Here is an 18,818-nt window from a genome sequence, read left to right on the forward strand (position 1 = left end):
ACCTTCGGCGAGGCCGCCCGGTTCACCGGGAACCGGCCGTCCCGGCGAGCAGCTCGACGACGGCGGATGCGGTCGCCGGATGCGCGCCCAGCAGCAACGCCGCCCCGCTCGACGGCGACCCGCCCCCGGACGCCCCGGCCGGCTGCCAGCCGGCATCGCAGCCGAGCAGCTCGGCAACGGCGTCGCAGGCGGCCGGATGCTCACGCAGCAACCCGACCGCCGGCCCCGACGACGACACCTCGACACCGGCCGGCACGGCACCCGGCCCGACCGGGACGGTCGCGTCGGGCGACCACGGCGGCACCCAGGCGTCGAGCGCGGCGAGGCTTCCCGGGAAGGTCCGACCCGCCTCCCGGACCAGCAGCGGAACGAGTTCCCGGCCCTGCTCCCGCAGCGTCGTGATCAGCTTCGGCAGCCAGGGCAGCAGCACCGGGTCGGGCAACCGGGCGAACGCCTCGGAGATCACCTCCACGACGAACGGGGTCAGCGTCGGCACCGACTCCAACGCCTGGACGAAACCGCTCAGGTACTGCGGGAACGCCGGCACGACGAGCGGATTGCCCAACAGTTCGGCACAGCGGGACCGGAGCTGCGCCACCGACAGCAGCCCCAGCTGGGACTGGGCGGCCCAGAGCAGCGCCACCTTCGCCGGGGCCTCCGGATGCGACTGCCGCACCGCCAACTCCAGTTGGGCACGGTCGCAGCCGAGGGACAACGCCAGGCTCTCCATCGAGAAGAGGAAGCCGAGCATCGCCCCGACCTGGCGTACCCCGGTCTCGTCGTCGGTGAACGCGGTCGGCAGCAGGGTGCAGTAGTGCGCGTACCCGGTCGTCACGAAACTCTCGCACCAGGCCGGCAGCTCCGGCTCGGTGTTGCGGTAGTGCGCCAGCAGCCGGCGGATCCGGCGCAGCACCTCGGGCGCGTCGTCCACGGTGCGCTCGGCGGAGAGCAGTTCGACGGCCCGCGCACCGAGTTCGTCGACGAAGCGCCGGCTGGGCAGGAAGAGGATCGCGTCCTCGACCGCCGCCAGCGCGACCGCGGCGGTGGCGTCCGGAGCCCAGACCGAGCGACGCAGCCGCTTCTCCAGCACCTGTTCGACGGTGATGCCCTCGTAGCCCAGCTCGATCACCGCGCGCTGGTGCCGGCCCAGGCCCAGGTCCCAGCTCTCCTGGATGGAGCGCTCACCGAGCCGCCGCTCCCCCATGATCGGCCGGACGACGCCGTCGGGCAGCAGCCGGTGCAGCACCCAGAGCAGGTCCGAGCAGGGCGCCAGCTCCGGACGGGCGGTCAGGTCCAGCAGGGCCCGCTGGATGGTGCGGGTCTCCAGGGCCAGCCCCAGCGGCGCGAGCCGGTCGAAGACGTCCCGGGCCAGCGGCGGCAGCGCGTCGTAGCCGACCTGGCCGATCCGGTCACCACCGAGCAGGATCTCACAGAGCCGGCGTACGTCCCGCCGGCCCGGAACGACGTCCTTCTCGATGCAGGTGACCGCCGCGTCGGAGAAGTCGTAGGGCGTCGGTCGGGCCCGGTTGCGGATCCCGGCCAGCAGGATCGAGGTCTCGAAGACCGCGATCGCGTCGGCGGTGCTGGCCAGGTAGCCGTTGCGGCGGGCCAGCCGCACGATGTCGACGCACCAGCCGAGCAGCTCCGCCTCGTCGACCTCGTCCAGCACCGGCGGCCGGGAGAGGAAGCCGGAGAGCCGGTCGGTGACCGGTGCCGGTGCCGCCGCTGCCGCGGGCTGCTTCTTCGCCCGGCCCCGCTTGCGGCCAGCCTGCTGCCCCGCAAGCTGGTACGGCGTGACACCGCCCCGACCCACCGCCTTCGCCCAGCCGGCCTGGGCGATCGACACCGACCCGGGGGCGAGGTCGAACTGCCGCTCGATCGCCGAGTGGCTGGACGGGATGAGCCCGTACAGCCAGCGGGTGGCGGTGCGCGGGCTGATCTCCCAGTCGGGGGTGCCGGGCGCGGTGCCGAACTCCTGCACCGGGCTGGCCGCGTGGAAGGCGCCGCAGACGTAGAGGCAGCGGGACCGGTCGACGCCGGTGGCCGCCATGTGCTGACGCATCCGGGTCCACATGTAGCGCTCGCGGTCGGCGTCCCGGTCGTCGGGACCGGAACCGGCCGGTGGACGCAGTCGCCGGAACAGGCTGCCGATCAGGACCATCACCTGCCGGTACGTGTCGTAGTCGGCGTCGGCGAGCGGCTGCTCGACATACTGGTCCCACCACTCCGACCAGTGCCGCACCCTGCCGTGGTGCAGCAGGTACGACCGGAGTTCGGCGAACCGGGGACGCAGGTCGCCGATCCCGATCCCGACCGCCTCCCCGTGCAGGGCCGCCTCCTCCGCCGGCTGCCCGCCGGACCCGTCCGGAGTCGCGTCGTCCTCCCCGGACTCCGGCCCCATGTCCAAGGCTGGCTCAGCCGACGCGGTGGGCGTCCACTGGAAGACGTGGTCCGCCGACCGGTCCACCAGGACCAGTTCGACGCCCGGGGTCTCCAGCGCGTACGCGATGGCCTGGTATTCGGCCGACGCCTCGCTGATCGGGGCGACGATGTTGAGCGGCGCCCAGGCCGACGGGAACCCGTCGAGATCGGAGGCGAACGCCTGCAACGCCACCGGCAGCCGGCAGTTGCGCAACTCCGCCAGCAGCGGTCGCAGGTCCTCGCAGAGTTCCAGGTAGATGACGGCGGGCTGCTTCTCGCGGAGCCGGCGGGCCATCGCCAGCGCGGAGGCGGGCGAGTGGTGGCAGACCGGGAAGATCTCCAGCTCCTCCAGCAGCGCCCGGTCGACGTCGTCGACGATTCCGGTGAGGATCTCGGCCACCGCGCCCGGACCACCGGCGAACGTGGTCGCCGCCGCCTCGAGCTGCGCGCGCAGCGGGGCGAAGGTGCCCGCCGACCGGTCCGGGACGTCGACGCGGGTAACGGAGGGGCCGGCGCTCATGAGAGCGTCGCGATCGCCTCGCGACCGCCTTCGAGGAACTCCGGCCACGACCCGCCGTCGGCCTTGCTGCGCGGCTCGACCACGCCGTGCCAGTACTTGTTCAGGATCGCCAGGTCCTCCGGGGCACGTCGGGCCAGCGAGCCGACCAGCGAGCCGGCCAGCGTGGCGGCCCGGAGGGTACGGTCGCCGAAGAAGTGGCTGTGCAGGATCGCGTCCTCCAGCACACCGATCTGTTCGGCGGTGGAGAGCGCCGACTCCAGCTTCTCGTCGTCGCTGCCGGCCGCGGCCGCCGCCGCCCGCAGGTCCGCGAAGCTCTGCAACAGGATGTCCAGCAGCGTCGGCGGCACGTCCAGTTCGATCCGGTGCCGGCGCAGCAGTTCGGTGGTACGGAACCGGACGATCTCCGCCTCGCTGCGCTTGTTCGTCACCACCGGGATGCGGACGAAGTTGAACCGGCGCTTGAGTGCCGAGGAGAGGTCGTTCACGCCCCGGTCCCGACTGTTCGCGGTGGCGATGATCGAGAAGCCCGGCTGGGCGAAGACGATGTTGTCGTCGTCCAGCTCCGGGATGGAGACGTACTTCTCGGAGAGGATGGAGATCAACGCGTCCTGTACGTCGCTGGTCGACCGGGTCAGCTCCTCGAACCGCCCGATCACCCCCCGCTCCATCGCCGTCATGATCGGCGACGGGATCATCGACTCCCGGGACTGGCCCCGGGCGATCACCATCGAGACGTTCCACGAGTATTTGATGTGGTCCTCGGTGGTGCCGGCGGTGCCCTGCACCACCAGTGTCGAGTTGCGACAGATCGCGGCGGCGAGCAGCTCGGCGAGCCAGCTCTTGCCGGTGCCGGGGTCGCCGATCAACAGCAGGCCCCGGTCCGACGCCAGGGTCACGATGCTGCGCTCGACGAAACTCCGGTCGCCGAACCACTTCTGCGAGATCTCCCGGTCGAGGCCGTCGGCCCGCTCGGAGCCGAGCACGAAGAGCCGGACCATCCGCGGGCTGAGCCGCCAGGAGAACGGCTTGGGGCCGTCGTCGACCGACTCCAGCCAGTCGAGTTCCTCGGCGTACTTCACCTCGGCGGGGGCACGCAACATGTCGGTCATTCGGTGGGTCTCCTAGCTGAGGAAGTTCTTGAGTTCGAAGACGAGCTTTCGGATGTGCCCGGAGAGGACGGGCGCACCGAGATCCTTGAAGCGCTGCCGGAACCACGGGTTCACGCTCTGCTGGCCGCCGCTGTTCACCGAGCCGACCGGGATCACCCGTACCCCGCTGCGGTGCGCCGCCGCCAGTCCGTCGAAGACGCCCTGCGGATTCGCCTCGTAGTAGTCCGAGATCCACACCAGTACGGTGTTGCGCGGCTCGGCGATCTTCGGGCGTACCAGGGTGAGCGCGGCGGTGCCGTCCGTCCCGCCGCCCAGCTTGGTCCGCAGCAGTACCTCGAAGGGGTCGTGCACCCACGGGGTCAGGTCCAGCGCGCGGGTGTCGTACGCCACCAGGTGCACGTCGACCCGGGGCAGCCCGGCGAAGATCGAGGCCAGGATGGTGCAGTTCACCATCGCGTCGACCATCGACCCGGACTGGTCGACCACCACGATCAACCGGGCCGGGGTGGTCCGCCGGGCGGTCTGCCGGTAGTAGAGCCGGTCGACGTAGAGCCGCTGGTCCTCCGGGTTCCAGTTGCTGAGGTTCTTCCAGATGGTGCGTTCCAGGTCGAGGTTGCGGAACACCCGCTTCGGCGGCACCGAGCGGTCGATGCTGCCGACGCTGGTCTGCTGCACCTGGGTACGCAGCACCTCGGCGACCTCGTCGACGAAGCGCCGGATCAGCGCCTTGGCGTTCGCCAGCGCCACCCCCGACAGGTTGTGCTTGTCCCGCAGCAGTTGCTCGATCAGCGACATGCTCGGGGTCAGCTTGCTGGCCAGCGCGCTGTTGCCGAGCACTTCGCGCAACTGCATCCGGCGCACCAGGTCGCCCTCGATCCCGGCCAGCACCCCGGCCAGCTCGCCGGTGCCGGGCTGGGTCCCGACGCCGGGCCCGCTGGTCGCGCCGGGCCGGCCGCTGCGCAGTTGTCCCGGTTGCAGCCCGAGTGCCTGCTCGAACCAGCCGGCGTCGGACTGCCAGCGGGCCAACTGGGTGGCGGTGACGTTGCCCGAACCGGTCGCGAAGACGTTGAGCAGCAACTTCGACACCAGGGCGGCCCGGCGCACCTCGACGCCGCCGACCTGCTCGTCCGAACCGCCGTCACCGTCCACCCCGCCGCCGCCGTCCACCGCGCCGTCGCCGTTCACCGCGCCGTCACCGTCTACCCCGCCGTCACCGTCCACCGCGCCGCCGCCGTTCGTGCCGTCGCCGTGCACCGCGCCGTCGCCGTGCACCGCGCTGTCACCGCCGTGCGGGCCGGAACCGCCCGTGTCGTCCTCCTCGGCGGGTGGCGGCGTCATCAGGTCCCGCAGGTCGGTGGCGAGCTCGGGGAAGCGCTGCACGATGGTGTCGACCGAGACCGTCGGATCCAGCAGCGCCGCCGGCAGGCCGAGGTCGTCGACGATCGCCACGCTGGCCGACTCCAGTGCGGGCTGCTCGTCCGGGTCGAAAAGCCGGGCCAGCAGGCGCCAGTAGAGCACCTGCCGCCGGTTCTCGTGCATCCGGGCACCGCCGCGCGGATCTCCGCTCTGCTCGCTCATCGCCGCAGCAACCGTCCCGCCCGCTCGCGGAGTACGGCCACCGCGTCGCCGGACTTCGCCTCCGCCTTGACCACCCTGGGATCGGTCGGGCCGAGCGCCCAGTCGCCGGTGTGCGCCTCCGCCGTCGCGCGTTTCGAGCCGTGTCGCACGGCGAGCGGTTGCAGCAGCCAGCGGCCGGCGTCCCAGCGGAGCAGGCCGAGACACGCCGACGACCTGGCGACCAGCTCCGGGGTCAGCGGCGCGCAGCGGGGAAGCCGGGACACGTCGACCGGCAGGGACTGCCCACCGAGTTCCAGGGTGACTCCGCCCCGGTCGTCGGCGGTGGCGGAGTAGCCCTCCAGGAGGACGGGTTCGGCGATGCGTACCGGATGGCGGTCCAGCGGGGCGACCGCCGGGGCGACCGCCTCGGGCAGCCGGAGCCGGGCGGTGGCGAACGGGTCGGCCGGCTCGGCCGGCCGGGCCTGGTCGTCCCGCCAGACCAGGTCGCCGCCGGGCAGCAGCGGCAGGTCGGTGATCTCCACGGCGTGCCGCTTGGCGAGCGCGCCGAGCAGCACCGGGTGGCTGCCGAGCAGTCGCCAGACCGCCGGGCCGACGATGGTCTCCACCTTCGCGGCCGCGACGCTCGTCCGGACCTGCCGGGCCGGTGCACCACCGGCCGGTTCGAGTACGGCGTGCACCTGCACCTGGATCGCGGTGCCGTGCTCGTGCACGTCGGCACCGAGCGGCAGCAGCCGACCGGAGACCGGCGTGGCGGCGGCCAGCCCCGCCGGCAGGCCCCCGGGCTGGGCCAGCAACAGGGCCCGGGCCCACAGGTCGGCCCAGCGCCGGGCCGGCAGCCTGTCCATTGTCGACACCGGACAGCAGCCGCGCAGCTCGGCCGCCAGACCGTCGAGGAGTACCGCCAGCCGGCGCAGTCCCGGCACGGCGAGCGCCGCGTCGAGGGTCGGCCCCGAGGCGGCGACCAGGTCGTGGTCGACGCCGCGCCAGCCCGCGATGGCCAGCTCGCGCAGCCACGACCGGCAGCCGGCCAGCACGTTCTCCGGCACGGACCCGGCGGTCTCGGCCGGCGCGGGTGCCGTCCAGTCTGCCCGGGCGCGGCCGAGCGCGGTGTCCAGCCGGGCGAGCAGCGCGTCGTGCACCGCGCCGAGCAGTGCGGCACGTCCGCCGGCCAGCGCGGTCAGGTGCTCGTCGGCGAGGGAGCCCGCGACCACCTTCTCCACCGCTTCCCGGACCCGTTCGCCCAGTGGCGTCACCGCGAGGGTGTCGGCCAGCGCGGCCAGCGCCGCCCGGGGCTGCTCACCCAGCCGGGCGAAACCGTGGCTGAAACCGTCGTCGAAGCCGCCGACCAGGTCGAGCGTCTCCTCGATCCCGGGCTCGACGGTGGCGAGCCCGGACAGTTGGGTGGCGAGCATCAGCCGACCGTCCCCGTCGCCGGAAACCAGTGCAGTTCGGGCAGCGGCTCGGTGCTGCCGGGGACCTCCAGATAGGACAGGTGCCGGAGGAAGCGACTGAAGACCACCGCCGCCGGTGTCGGCTGGTGAGCGCCGTTCAGCCGGGCCGCCAGGTCGGCACCGGAGGAGGCCCCGTCGGCCACGTCGATCCGCAGATAGCGGGCGACCCGCTCGACGCCGTACTGCACGGTCGCCTCGTCCAGCAGCGCGTGCAGGTGCTTGCAGGGCGCACCACGCAACCCGCCGCACGGGCGGTTGTTGTTGGTGCTGCAGTTGAAGGCGTGGCTGCCGGCGGCGATCGACGAGACGTAGACCCGCTCGATGTCCGAACCGCTCGACACGACACCCTGCAACCGACCGTCCGCCAACTCGACGAAGGGGACCTTCGCCAGCTTGCGGGGCTGCACCGCCGGCAGCACCCGGGCGACACTGCGCCGCTCCCACCCGTCCTCGATCGTTCCCACGACCCCGCCCTTCTCGTTCGATGCCCCGAGAAGATAGACCGGCGCGGCGACATTTTCCGCCACACCCGGACGGGCCCCTGGACAACGGCGCGGCGACCCTCCAGACGGGCGTCCGGCGGTGGCGGTACGCCCTCTCGGCAGCGGTGGCCTCCGCCGGGGCGGTGCGGCGCGCGACCGCCGTACCACCCCGACGGGCCACCGCTCAGCCGCCCCGACGGGCCATCATTCAACCGCCCCGGCGCGCCATCGCGTTCAGCCGGCGCTGCGGGCCATCACGTTCAGCCGGCGCCGCGCGCCATCGCGTTCAGCCGGCGCTGCGGGCCATCGCGTTCAGCCGGCGCTGCGGGCCATCGCGCGTACCCCGACGGTCAGGCCGACGGCGGCGGTGACCAGCGCCGCGACCCAGCCCCAGAGCACGGTCGACGAGCCGAGCTCACCGGCGAAGAGCGCGCGCTCGGCGTCGACGAGATAGGCCAACGGGTTGAACTGCGCGGCGACCCGCATCCAGCCCGGACCGGTCTCCAACGGCAGCAGGATCCCGGAGAGCAGCATCAGCGGGAAGATCAGGGTCTGCTGCACGGCCCAGAACATCCAGTCCTGCTTGCGTACGGCGATCGCGAGCGAGTAGCTCAGCGCGCCGAGCCCGACGCCGAAGACCGCGAGCAGCGCCAGCCCGACCAGCGCGCCGACCGGATAGAGCCGGAAGCCGAACGGGATCATCACCGTGACGATGATCGCCGCCTGCCCGGCCAGCGGCACCATCTCCTTGAGCGCCCGGCCGACCAGCAGCGAGGGGCGGGACAGCGGGGTGACCAGCATCCGTTCGTGCGCACCGGTCTGGAACTCGAAGAGCAGGTTGGCTCCGGTGGCCGAGGTGCCGAAGAGGGCGGTCATCACCAGGATGGCCGGTACGAACCACTGCCAGACGCCACCGGCGCCGAGGGTCGTACCGGCCTGGCCGCCGAGCGAGCCGACCAGCAGCGGCCCGAACAGGCCGAGGAAGACCAGCGGCTGCACCATGCCGAAGATGAGCGAGAACGGGTCGTGCCGCAGCGGGCGCAGTTCCCGGGCCAGCACGATGCCGGTGTCCCGGAGCAGGCCGAGCGGACCCGTCCGGCGTTCCGCCGGAACCAGGGTCGGCGAGGGGGCGGTGGCACCGATGGCGGTCATGCGAGGTCCTTCCGGGTCTGCTGGTCCCGCGGGCTCTCCTGCGCGGTCGGGGTGTCGTGTCCGGCCTCGCGCAGGCTGCGGCCGGTGAGGGTGAGGAACACGTCGTCGAGGGTGGGTTGGTGCGCCTGGGCGGTGCCGACCCGTACTCCGGCGGAGACCGCGGCCCGGAGCAGTTCGGGCAGCGCCGCCGGACCGTCGGCGACGTGCGCCTCGACCCGGGACCCGGCACAGACGACGTCCCGGGCGCCGGGCAGCCGGTCGACGAGCCGGGCCAGCGGCCGGGCATCGTCCCCGGCGACGGTGACCACGATCCGGTCCCCGGCGAGCTTCGCCTTCAGCGCCGCCGCCGAGTCGTCGGCGATGATCTCGCCGTGGTCGACGATGACGACCCGCTCGGCCATCGAGTCCGCCTCGTCGAGGTAGTGCGTGCTGAGCACCACCGTCATCGCGGCCTCGGCGCGCATCCGCAGGATGTGCTCCCAGAGGTTCGCCCGGTTCTGCGGGTCCAGCCCGGTCGAGGGCTCGTCGAGGAAGAGCAGGGACGGCGCGTGCACCAGGCCCATCGCCACGTCCAGCCGGCGCCGCTGCCCGCCGGAGAGGGCCGAGACCTTCCGGTCGGCGAGGTCGCCGAGGTCGAGGTCGGCCAGCAGGTCGTCGGCCCGCCGCCGGGCGGCACGCCGGTCCAGGCCGTAGATCGCGCCCTGGGTACGCAACTCGTCGCGGACCCGCTGGCTGTGCCCGGCCCCGTTGCCCTGGCCGACGTACCCGATGTGCCGGCGGACCCTGCCCGGTTCGCGTACCACGTCGTGGCCGGCGACGGTGGCGGTGCCGGAGGTCGGGGCGATCAGTGTGGTGAGCATCCGCATCGTGGTCGTCTTGCCGGCGCCGTTCGGGCCGAGCAGCGCGACCAGTTCACCGGGTTCGATCCGCAGGTTGACGCCCCGGACGGCGTGCACGGTCTGGGTGCTGCTCACGACGAAGTCCCGGGTCAGCGAGCGGGCGTCGATCATGGGCTGCTCCCCCGGTCGGAGGATCGGTTCTGTCATGTCCGAAACGCTAGGCGGCATAGCGGCCACTTTCTGGCCTGAATGCCGGGCAGACTTGTCGGCATGGCGAACACCAGCTCCCGGACCCTCCGCCTGCTCTCCCTCCTGCAGACCCACCGCTACTGGCCCGGCACCGAACTCGCCGACCGGCTCGGCGTCTCGGTCCGCACCCTCCGCCGGGACGTCGACCGGCTGCGCGAACTCGGCTATCCGGTCGACGCCCACCGTGGCGTCGACGGCGGCTACCAGCTCGCCCCGGGCGCCGCCCTGCCGCCACTGGTGGTCGACGACGAGGAGGCCGTCGCGCTCGCCGTCGGATTGCAGGCCGCCGCGCACGGTGCGGTCGCCGGCATCCAGGAGTCGTCGATCAGGGCCTTCACCAAGGTCGTACAGGTGATGCCGGCCCGGCTGCGGCGGCGGGTCGACGCGCTGCGCGCGATGACCGTACCGGCGCTCTGGGGCGACGGCGGGCCGACCGTCGAGGCGGCGGTCCTCACCACCGTCGCCCAGGCGTGCCGGGACACCGAACGGCTGCACTTCGGCTACACCGCCCGGGACGGGCAGCGGACCGAACGGCACGTCGAGCCGTACCGGATGGTCTCGCTCGGCCGGCGGTGGTATCTGGTCGGCTACGACCTGACCCGGCACGACTGGCGCAGCTTCCGGCTCGACCGGCTGCACGACCCGCGCGGCACCGGAGCCCGGTTCCACCCCCGGCAACTCCCCGCCGAGGACGCCGCCGCGTTCGTCCGGGCCGGCATCGAGAACCTGCCCGCACCGTACCGGGTCGAGGTGCTGGTCCGGGCGCCGCTGGCCGTCGTCGAGGAGCGGCTGTCGCGCTGGGCCACGATCGAGTACGTCGACGAGCGGCACTGCCGGATGGTGATGACCACCGACACCCTGGACTGGCCCGTGATGGCGCTCGGCTCGCTCGGCGCGGAGTTCGAGGTGCTCTCCCCGCCCGAGCTGACCGAGCAGCTCCGGGAGTGGAGCGAGCGGTTCCGGCGGGCGACCGCGACCGACCAGGAATCACGCGGCTGAGCCGGCGGACGGGGGGCAGCAGCCGGGTCACCCTCGCACGGTCCGGATCGCGGCGGCCGGGCGGGCGGCGCGCGAGTTGACGTCCGACCGGAGGTAGGCGAGGCTGCTGCAACCGACTGTGGATCATCGTCCCGAGGCTCTGCGGGACAGCCGAGACGCCGGGAAGCCTGGGACATGGAAAAGACATTCGAGTTGACCGTCAACGGCGAGCGGCGGAAGGTCGACGCCGACGCCGACAGCTCCCTGCTGCACGTGCTGCGCGAGGTGCTCGGCCTCAAGGGCTCCCGGTTCGGTTGCGGCCAGGGCCTCTGCGGCGCCTGCTTCGTCCTGTTGGACGGCCGACCCGCGCCGGCCTGCGACGCTCCACTCTGGTCGGTCGCCGGCCGAACGGTCACCACCGTCGAAGGGCTGGCCGACGGCGACGTACCGCATCCGGTCCAGCGGGCGTTCCTCGACGAGCAGGCCGCACAGTGCGGGTACTGCGTCTCGGGGATCCTGGTCAGCGCGGCCGCGCTGCTCGCCGCGCAGCCGCGGCCGGACGAGGCGACGGTCGCCGCCGCGCTCGACCGGCACCTGTGCCGCTGCGGTGCCCAGCGGCGGATGATCCGCGCCGTGCTCCGGACCGGACAGTCCATGGTCGACACCGCTGCCACCGGGGGTGGCACCGGCACCAGCCACCCGGACCCGAACGACGCAGACGGCACCGGAACGGACCCGGCCGGCCGGGGCGACGGGGCGACGGCGGTCGAGCGGTGAACGGCGACGCTCCGGAAGTCACCACCAGCACGCCGCCGCTGCCCCGAGGGGTGGTGGCCAATCCACGGCTCGCCCGCTGGATCACCGTGCACCCGGACGGTACCGTCACGGTCCGGGTCGGCAAGGTCGAACTCGGGCAGGGCATCCTCACCGCGCTGGCCCAGATCGCCGCCGACGAACTCGACGTCGACCTCGCCGCCGTCCGGATGGCGGCGGCCAGCACCGTCGAGGGGCCCGACGAGGGACTCACCGCCGGCAGCCTCTCCGTCGCCGACTCCGGCGCCGCGGTCCGCCAGGTCTGTGCCGAGGTACGGGCGCTCTTCGTTGCCGAGGCGGTGCTGACCCTGCCCCTCGATCCGCAGACCGTCACGGTCCAGGACGGTGTGATCACCGATGCGGCCGGTGCCCGACGCACCTGCTACGGCGAGCTGGCCGACCGGGTCGATCTGGACCGGGAGGCGACCGGGGCGGTCCGGCCGAAGCCGGCGCAGCAGGCCCGCTGGGTGGGCACCAGCGTGCCCCGGCTGGACCTGCCCGACAAGCTCGCCGGCCGGCCACGCTTCATCCAGGACCTCGCACTGCCCGGGCAGCTCTCCGGCCGGGTGGTGCGGCCGCCGTCACCGGCGGCGACCCTGGTCGAGGTCGACACCGCCGCCGCCCGGCGGCTGCCCGGGGTGCAGGCGGTGATCCGGGACGGCGACTTCCTCGGCGTGGTCGCCGAGGGCGAGGCGAACGCCGAACGGGCCGCCTCGGCACTGGCCGGCGCGGCGCGCTGGCACGAGGAGCCGACCCTGCCGGACGAGGACGACATCTCCACCTTCCTGCGCGAGGGTCCGGCCGAGTCGATCCCGGTACCCGAGCCGGGTGGCGCCGCCCGGCCGGGCGTACCGGCGGGGCAGGCCGGCGGAGCGGTCGTCCGGCGGCTGCGGGCGCGCTACAGCCGGCCCTTCCTGGCCCACGCGTCGATGGCGCCGAGCTGCGGTGCCGCCCGCTGGGCCGAGGACGGTACGGCGGTCGCCGTCTGGAGCCACAGCCAGGGCATCCACGGGCTGGGTCGGGCGATCGGCGCGGCCCTGGGACTCGACGCCGACCGGGTCGACGTGCGACACGTCGAGAGCGCCGGCAGCTACGGGCACAACGGCGCGGACGATGCCGCCTTCGACGCCGTACTGCTGGCCCGGGCGGTTTCCGGCCGGCCCGTGCACGTGCGGTGGAGCCGCCGAGACGAGCTGACCTGGGCGCCGTTCGGCTCGGCGATGGTGGCCGAGGTCCAGGCCGGTGTCGGCGCCGACGGTACGGTGCTGACCTGGAGCTACGACGTGTGGAGTCAGGGGCACACGGCCCGGCCCGGTTACGCCGGCAGCCCCGGTCTGCTCGCCGCCACGCACCGGGACCGGTCCCGCCCGACGCCACCGGCGGCCGATCCACCGGCCTGGGGCGGTGGCGGGACGACCCGCAACGCCTGGCCGATCTACACCTTCCCGGAGCGCCGGATCCACGGCCACCGGGCGCTGCGGACCGCACTGCGTTCCTCGTCGCTGCGCTCGCTCGGCGCGTTCACCAACGTCTTCGCCATCGAGTCCTTCATGGACGAACTGGCCCTGGCCGCCGGTACGGACCCGGTGGCGTACCGGCTGGCCCAGCTCGCCGACCCCCGGGCCCGGGAGGTGCTCTCGACCGCCGCCGAACTCGGCGGCTGGCAGCGACGCGGCACCGAGGAGAGCGTCGGCTACGGCATCGGCTTCGCCCGCTACAAGGACCGGGGTGCGTACTGCGCGGTGCTGGCGGAGGTGGAGACCCTGCACGAGGTACGGGTACGCCGGCTGACGCTGGTCGTGGACGTGGGTCGGGTGGTCAACCCGGACGGGGTCCGCAACCAGATCGAGGGCGGTGCCGTCCAGGCGACCAGTTGGACGCTGAAGGAACGGGTCCGGTTCGACCGCTGGCGGGTCACCAGCGCGGACTGGGAGAGCTATCCGATCCTGCGGTTCGGTGAGGTGCCGCGGGTCGACGTACACCTGGTGGATCGCCCGTCGGAGCCGTCGGTCGGCGCGGGCGAGGCGGCCCAGGGCCCGACGGCGGCCGCCATCGCCAACGCGGTCGCGGACGCGCTCTCGGTCCGGGTACGCGACCTGCCGATCACCGCCGACCGCATCGTCGCCGCCCTCTAGCCGGCGGCGGACCGTCGGCCGCTCCGTGGTCGCGGGTACTGCGTGGGCAAGGGCTTTCCTGAAGGGCGGCTTCGCACCTCCTGTGCGACTGCCGCAGCCGGCGGATCGATAGCCTTCGGTCATGCGAGGCTCGCGGGAAGACGACGGTTCGGCCGAACTCGACGACGTCGAGCGCCGGCTACGCGCGATCCGGGACGACCCGGAGAAGTCGACGACGCTCCGGGAACTGGCCCACTACCAGCTTGAGCGGATCGCCGCGCTGCGGGCCGCCCGCACCGGCGTCGGCACCGGTACCCCCGCCGTGACGGTGGACCGGCTCGGCCCGTTCCGGTTCGCGGCGATGCCCGCGACCGGCCTCGTCAGCATCGAGATCGACCGTGCGGACGACCTCGCTCCGCTGGTGGCGGTCGTCTCGGCCGACGAGATCCGCCAGTTGATGCCGCTGTTCCAGCACGTCCGGGACCATGCCGCGCGCGGCGAGTCGACCCGGATCGACGTCCGGGAGGCGTTCCTCGAACTCCTCGGCCACGACCCGTTCGACGACCAGCTCGACGAGCGCTGACGGCCGACCGGCGCAGGCGGCCGACACCTTCCCCAGCCGTGCCGCCACCCGTCCGCTATCCGCGCGCGGCGCCGACCCGGTACTGGTGCGGGCTGACGCCCCGTTCCCGCTTGAAGGCCGTACTCAGGGCGAACGGGCTGCCGTAGCCGACCCGTCGGGCCACCGAGGCGACGGTGCTGTCCGGCTCCCGCAGCAGGTCGGCCGCGAGCGCCAGCCGCCAGCCGGTCAGGTAGGTCATCGGGGGTTCGCCGACCAGCTCGGTGAAGCGGCGGGACAGCCCGGCCCGGGAGACTCCGGTCGCGGCGGCCAGCGACGCCACCGTCCAGGGCTGCGCCGGGTTGTGGTGCAACATCCGCAACGCCCGCCCGACCACCGGATCGGCGTACGCCCGGTACCAGCCCGGTGCTTGCGCCTCGGTCCGGGCGAACCAGGTCCGTAGGGCCGTGACCAGCAGCAGGTCGAGGAGCCGATCCAGGATCGCCTCCTGACCGGGCTCCTCCTTGACGATCTCGTCGCCGATCAGCCGCACGAGCGGGCCGAGACGCCCCTGCTCGGGCAGTACCAGCAGCGGCGGCAGCGCGGCGAGCAGCCGGCGCCCGATCTCGCCGTCCAGCTGGTAGGTGCCGGTGAGCAGCACGGTCGAGCCGTCCGGGTGGTTGCCCCAGGTCCGGACCCCCAGGTCCATCGCCTGGCCCAGGCTCTCCCCGTGCACCGTCGTGCAGCGCTGACCCGGGTGGATGACCACCTGCGGCGGGGTCGCCGGATCGTCGGCGACGGTGTACGGGTCCGGGCCGCGCAGCACCGCCACGTCCCCCACCCCGAGGGACCGGGACCCGCCGGTGTCGGGCAGGACGACCGCGCTGCCCCGGACCATCACCACCACGGTCAGCGGTGCCCGGTCCTGGATCCGCAGCGACCAGGGCGGTTCGAGCACCGACCGGAGCAGGAAGGCGCCCCGGGCCCGAGGCCCGTCGAGGAGTCCGGTCAGCGCGTCCACGCCGACAGGTTAGACGCTGAGACATGGAATTGCGATTCTCGGCTATGGGAAGTCGCAGCCAGGCCGAGTTGACTGACGGGCATGACGAGGAACGAACCCGAGAGCACAGCCCTGACCCTGGTCCTCGGCGGTACCGGCAAGACCGGTCGCCGCGTCGCGGAGCGGCTCACCGCACGGGGCGTACCGGTCCGGGTCGGGTCCCGCTCCGGCCGACCGCCCTTCGACTGGTGGGACCGGAGCACCTGGGCCGACGCGATCCGTGGGGTGTCCGCCGCCTACCTCTCCTTCTATCCGGATCTCGCGGTGCCGGGAGCCGCCGAGACCGTCCGGTCCTTCACCGAACTCGCCGTACGCGGCGGCGTACGCCGACTGGTCCTGCTCTCCGGCCGGGGCGAGGAGGAGGCGCAGCTGGCCGAGCGGATGGTCCAGGATTCGGGCGCGGAGTGGACGATCCTGCGGGCGAGCTGGTTCAACCAGAACTTCAGCGAAGGCGAGTTGCTGGCGCCGCTGCGCGAGGGCGAACTCGTGCTGCCGGTCGGTGACGTCGGAGAGCCCTTCGTCGACGCCGACGACATCGCCGAGGTGGCCGAGGCGGCGCTGACCGGGGAGGGTCACGTCGGCCAGCTCTACGAGCTGACCGGCCCCCGGCTGTTGACCTTCGCCGAGGCCGTCGCCGAGATCGCCGGGGCGGCCGGCCGGGAGATCCGGTTCCGGACGGTCCCGGTCGAGGAGTACGCCGCGATGCTGGCGGAGCAGAAGTTGCCGGCGGAGGTGGCCGCGCTGTTGACGTACCTCTTCGTGGAGGTGCTGGACGGGCGCAACGCGCGGCTGGCCGACGGGGTGTCGCGGGCGCTCGGCCGCGAGCCCCGGGACTTCCGCGACTTCGCCCGGCGTGCCGCCGCGACCGGCATCTGGTCCGGGTGACGCCCCACCCCGGCCCGGACCGCGCACCCGGGCCGGGGTGGGGTGGGGCGGTCAGACCCGGACGACCGGCTCCGGGGTGACGGGGTCGGCCGAATCGGCCGGCCCCGTCGCCGGACCGACCGGCCCCGCCGGTGCATCGACCGGCTCTGCCGGTGCGTCGACCAGCTCCGCCGGTATCTCGACCGGCTCCGTCGGTGCGTCGAGCGGGTGCGCCAGTTCGTCCTGCGGCATCCGGGCCAGCACGATCGCCAGCCCGGCGAGCACGGCGGGCAGCAGTCCGGCGAGCGCGAACGTCGTACCGAGGCCGATGCCGGCGCTGACCGGGCCGGCGATGGCCATCGACAGCGGCATGAAGACCAGCGAGACGAAGAAGTCGAGGCTGGAGACCCGGCCGAGCATGTGCGGCGGAACCCGGCGCTGGAGCAGGGTGCCCCAGATGACCATCGGGGCGGAGAAGCAGATCCCGACGGCGAAGACCGCCAGGGCGATCAACCAGACCTGGCTGGCGATGCCGACCACGGCCAGCGGCAGGCAGCCCAGGCCCCAGAGGAGGTTCATGATGGTCAGGTAGCGCCGGGGCATCCGGAACGCGGCCATTCCCAGCGAGCCGATCGCGCCGCCGATGCCGAACGCGGCCATCACCAACGCGTGGTCGCCGGGCCCGCCACCGGCCCGATCCTTGACCACGAACGGGATCAGCACCTCGATCGGCCCCATGATCAGCAGGATCAGGACCGAGGCGTAGAGGAGCGTGGCGAGCAGCCAGGGAGTACGGCCCATGTAGGTGAAGCCGTCCCGCAGGTCGATCAGCGTCGAGCGGACCGGGTGGGCCGCCGGGGCGGCCTGGTCGTGCCGCAGCGGCACCGGACGCAGCGCCAGCAGGAACGCCACACCGGCGACCTCCAGCGCGGTCACCACCAGCAGCGCGGCGCCGGGTGACCAGGCGGCGATCAGCACGCTGGCCAGGGCCGGGCCGGCGGCCTGCATGATCGTCGGCCGCAGCATCCCCTCGACACCGTTGGCCGGCATCAGGTCCTCGGGCGGCAGGATCGAGGGGAGCAGTGCCGAATATGCCGGGAAGTGGAAGCCGTTGCCGACCCCGATCAGCAGTGCCACCGCCGCGAGCTGCCACAGCCGGAGCTGGTCGGTCACGGCCAGCAGCGAGACCAGACCGATCGCGACCGTCCGGCCGCCGGCCACCGCCAGCAGGATGCGGCGCTGCGGGACGCGGTCCGCCAGTACCCCACCGAGCAGCGTGGTGAGCAGCATGCCGACCGCCATCGCGGCGGAGACGAAGGAGAGTTCGCCGGGCCCGCCGTCCATCTCGATGACCTGCCAGACGACGGCGATCATCCACACCCCGGCGGCGAAGAGCGACATCGTCAGGGCACCGGCGAGGAGCTGGTACTGCCCGTTGCGGAACGGGCGCAGCGGCCCGCGCAGCCAGCCCGGTCGGCTCTCCCCCGTGGCGCTGTCCATCGCCCGTCCCCCTCGTGTCACAACCGCTCGATGATGTCACGGCCCGAACCCGCCGGACCCGTTACCGTCCGGGCCGACGGACCAGCCTCGGGTCCCCCGATCGGAGCCCGCGCCATTGTCGTCGGCACCCCCGACATTTCCCGGGCCGAAGCGCGCGGGCGGGCACCCGGCGAACCCGGCGCGGGGCGAGACCATGGATCAAAGGATGTAGCGACGAATCGTCATGCCGGGCGAGGAGAACGGCCGACCCGGTCGGCACGCTGGCACCATGCCCAGACGGATCCTCACCGGTATCGGTGTCGCGCTGCTGATCGCCGCCCCGGCCGCACTGGCACTCTTCGGCGGGGCGGAGGTGCGGACCTCCGCCGACGCCGAGGCGCCGGCCAAGCCGCTGGCCGGGATCGTCGCCGCCACCCTGGTCGGCCTGCTGCTGGTCCGGCTCGTCCCGCTCCGGCTACCGGCGATGCCGGCCGCCGGGGCCGCCGAGCGGCCCGCACTCGGCCGGCAGGCGGCCGGGCTGGTCGGGATCGCCCTGCTGCTCCCCGCCGTGGTGCTCGCCGTCGACCCCGGCATCTGGTACGCGCCGATCAAGCTCCTGCTCTTCTTCGGCGGCGCCGCGCTGGTGCTGAGGTGCTGGCCGACGCAGTGGCGGGGCGGCCGGGAACACCGACGCGCCGTGCCGAGCCGCTGGTACTGGCTCGGCCCGCTCCCCGCCCTGGTCGGCTGGGCGTACCTGCTCTACTACAGCCCGCTCGCCGGCAGTCAGGACATGTCGGGCTACCGCCAGTACGACCGGGTCTACCTGCTCGCCGCCACCCTGCTGACCTTCGTCACCGCGAGCCTGGCCGAGGAGATCTTCTACCGGGCGCTGTTGCAGACCCGTCTGGAGGCGCTGTACGGACGCTGGCCCGCGATCGTCGCCACCTCGCTGCTCTTCGCACTCATGCACGTGCACCGGATCGGCGACGGTCCACTGTGGCAGACGGTCGCGGTGATGCTCGCCTGGAACGGAGGATTCGGCCTCCTCGCCGGCTACCTCTGGGCCCGCCACCGCAACATCTGGGCCATCTTCGCACTGCACACCGCGGTCAACTCGCTGAGCCTGCTGCCGCTGCTGCTCGGCTGAGCG

General features: G+C 73.2%; 14 protein-coding genes and 2 pseudogenes. 6 read left to right on the forward strand and 10 right to left on the reverse strand.

The window, feature by feature from the left end:
- Positions 1–22: 22 nt before the first annotated feature.
- The 8 genes and pseudogenes from C6W10_RS04590 to C6W10_RS04620 all read right to left on the reverse strand — a co-directional run bounded on the left by C6W10_RS04590 (position 23) and on the right by C6W10_RS04620 (position 9,723).
- A complete protein-coding gene (locus C6W10_RS04590) occupies positions 23–2,941 on the reverse strand; it encodes a DUF5682 family protein (protein ID WP_107256801.1) in 2,919 nt (972 codons plus the stop codon).
- Entirely contained in the window at positions 2,938–4,050 is a 1,113-nt protein-coding gene (locus C6W10_RS04595) for an AAA family ATPase (RefSeq protein WP_107256803.1), read from the reverse strand. The genes C6W10_RS04590 and C6W10_RS04595 overlap by 4 nt, the downstream gene beginning before the upstream one ends.
- A 12-nt stretch (positions 4,051–4,062) precedes the next feature.
- Positions 4,063–5,166, reverse strand: a pseudogene (locus C6W10_RS04600) (VWA domain-containing protein); the annotation flags it as partial.
- 153 nt (positions 5,167–5,319) lie between these two features.
- Positions 5,320–5,628: pseudogene (locus C6W10_RS39610) on the reverse strand (hypothetical protein); the annotation flags it as partial.
- Positions 5,625–7,040, reverse strand: a complete 1,416-nt coding sequence (locus C6W10_RS04605; RefSeq protein ID WP_107256807.1) for a hypothetical protein — start codon at positions 7,038–7,040, stop codon at positions 5,625–5,627. The pseudogene C6W10_RS39610 and the gene C6W10_RS04605, both read right to left, overlap by 4 nt.
- On the reverse strand, positions 7,040–7,543 hold the full coding sequence (locus C6W10_RS04610) for a hypothetical protein (RefSeq protein WP_107256809.1): 504 nt from the start codon (positions 7,541–7,543) through the stop codon (positions 7,040–7,042). The genes C6W10_RS04605 and C6W10_RS04610 overlap by 1 nt, the downstream gene beginning before the upstream one ends.
- Positions 7,544–7,873: 330 nt before the next feature.
- Positions 7,874–8,713: an ABC transporter permease gene (locus C6W10_RS04615; RefSeq protein ID WP_107256810.1), complete on the reverse strand. Its 840-nt coding sequence runs from the start codon at positions 8,711–8,713 to the stop codon at positions 7,874–7,876.
- Positions 8,710–9,723, reverse strand: coding sequence for an ATP-binding cassette domain-containing protein (locus tag C6W10_RS04620; RefSeq protein ID WP_107256812.1), 1,014 nt, complete (start codon positions 9,721–9,723; stop codon positions 8,710–8,712). Before C6W10_RS04620 ends, C6W10_RS04615 begins: the two co-directional genes overlap by 4 nt.
- A gap of 99 nt (positions 9,724–9,822) precedes the next feature.
- On the opposite strand from C6W10_RS04620, the gene C6W10_RS04625 reads away from it, so the two are divergent.
- The 4 genes from C6W10_RS04625 (at position 9,823) to C6W10_RS04640 (ending at position 14,289) form a co-directional block, all read left to right on the forward strand.
- The gene (locus tag C6W10_RS04625) at positions 9,823–10,800 is read left to right on the forward strand and encodes a YafY family protein (protein WP_107256813.1); all 978 of its coding nucleotides are present in this window, start codon (positions 9,823–9,825) and stop codon (positions 10,798–10,800) included.
- A gap of 174 nt (positions 10,801–10,974) precedes the next feature.
- Positions 10,975–11,556, forward strand: a complete 582-nt coding sequence (locus C6W10_RS04630) for a (2Fe-2S)-binding protein (RefSeq protein WP_107256815.1) — start codon at positions 10,975–10,977, stop codon at positions 11,554–11,556.
- Entirely contained in the window at positions 11,553–13,727 is a 2,175-nt protein-coding gene (locus tag C6W10_RS04635; RefSeq protein WP_234361614.1) for a molybdopterin cofactor-binding domain-containing protein, read from the forward strand. Before C6W10_RS04630 ends, C6W10_RS04635 begins: the two co-directional genes overlap by 4 nt.
- 121 nt (positions 13,728–13,848) lie before the next feature.
- Positions 13,849–14,289 (forward strand): hypothetical protein, encoded by a 441-nt coding sequence (locus C6W10_RS04640; protein WP_107256817.1) that lies wholly within the window; start codon positions 13,849–13,851, stop codon positions 14,287–14,289.
- A gap of 55 nt (positions 14,290–14,344) precedes the next feature.
- On the opposite strand, the gene C6W10_RS04645 is transcribed toward C6W10_RS04640, so the two are convergent.
- Positions 14,345–15,286 (reverse strand): AraC family transcriptional regulator, encoded by a 942-nt coding sequence (locus tag C6W10_RS04645; RefSeq protein ID WP_107256819.1) that lies wholly within the window; start codon positions 15,284–15,286, stop codon positions 14,345–14,347.
- Positions 15,287–15,367: 81 nt separating this feature from the next.
- Here C6W10_RS04645 and C6W10_RS04650 point away from each other — a divergent pair, with 81 nt between their 5' ends.
- On the forward strand, positions 15,368–16,210 hold the full coding sequence (locus tag C6W10_RS04650; RefSeq protein ID WP_107256821.1) for an NmrA family transcriptional regulator: 843 nt from the start codon (positions 15,368–15,370) through the stop codon (positions 16,208–16,210).
- A gap of 51 nt (positions 16,211–16,261) precedes the next feature.
- On the opposite strand, the gene C6W10_RS04655 is transcribed toward C6W10_RS04650, so the two are convergent.
- Complete coding sequence (locus C6W10_RS04655; RefSeq protein WP_107256823.1) at positions 16,262–17,689, reverse strand: MFS transporter; 1,428 nt, start codon at positions 17,687–17,689, stop codon at positions 16,262–16,264.
- A 268-nt stretch (positions 17,690–17,957) separates the two neighbouring features.
- Here C6W10_RS04655 and C6W10_RS04660 point away from each other — a divergent pair, with 268 nt between their 5' ends.
- A complete protein-coding gene (locus C6W10_RS04660) occupies positions 17,958–18,815 on the forward strand; it encodes a CPBP family intramembrane glutamic endopeptidase (RefSeq protein ID WP_159104466.1) in 858 nt (285 codons plus the stop codon).
- Positions 18,816–18,818: the final 3 nt, after the last annotated feature.

The sequence above is a fragment of the Plantactinospora sp. BB1 genome, assembly GCF_003030385.1.
GTDB lineage: Bacteria > Actinomycetota > Actinomycetes > Mycobacteriales > Micromonosporaceae > Plantactinospora.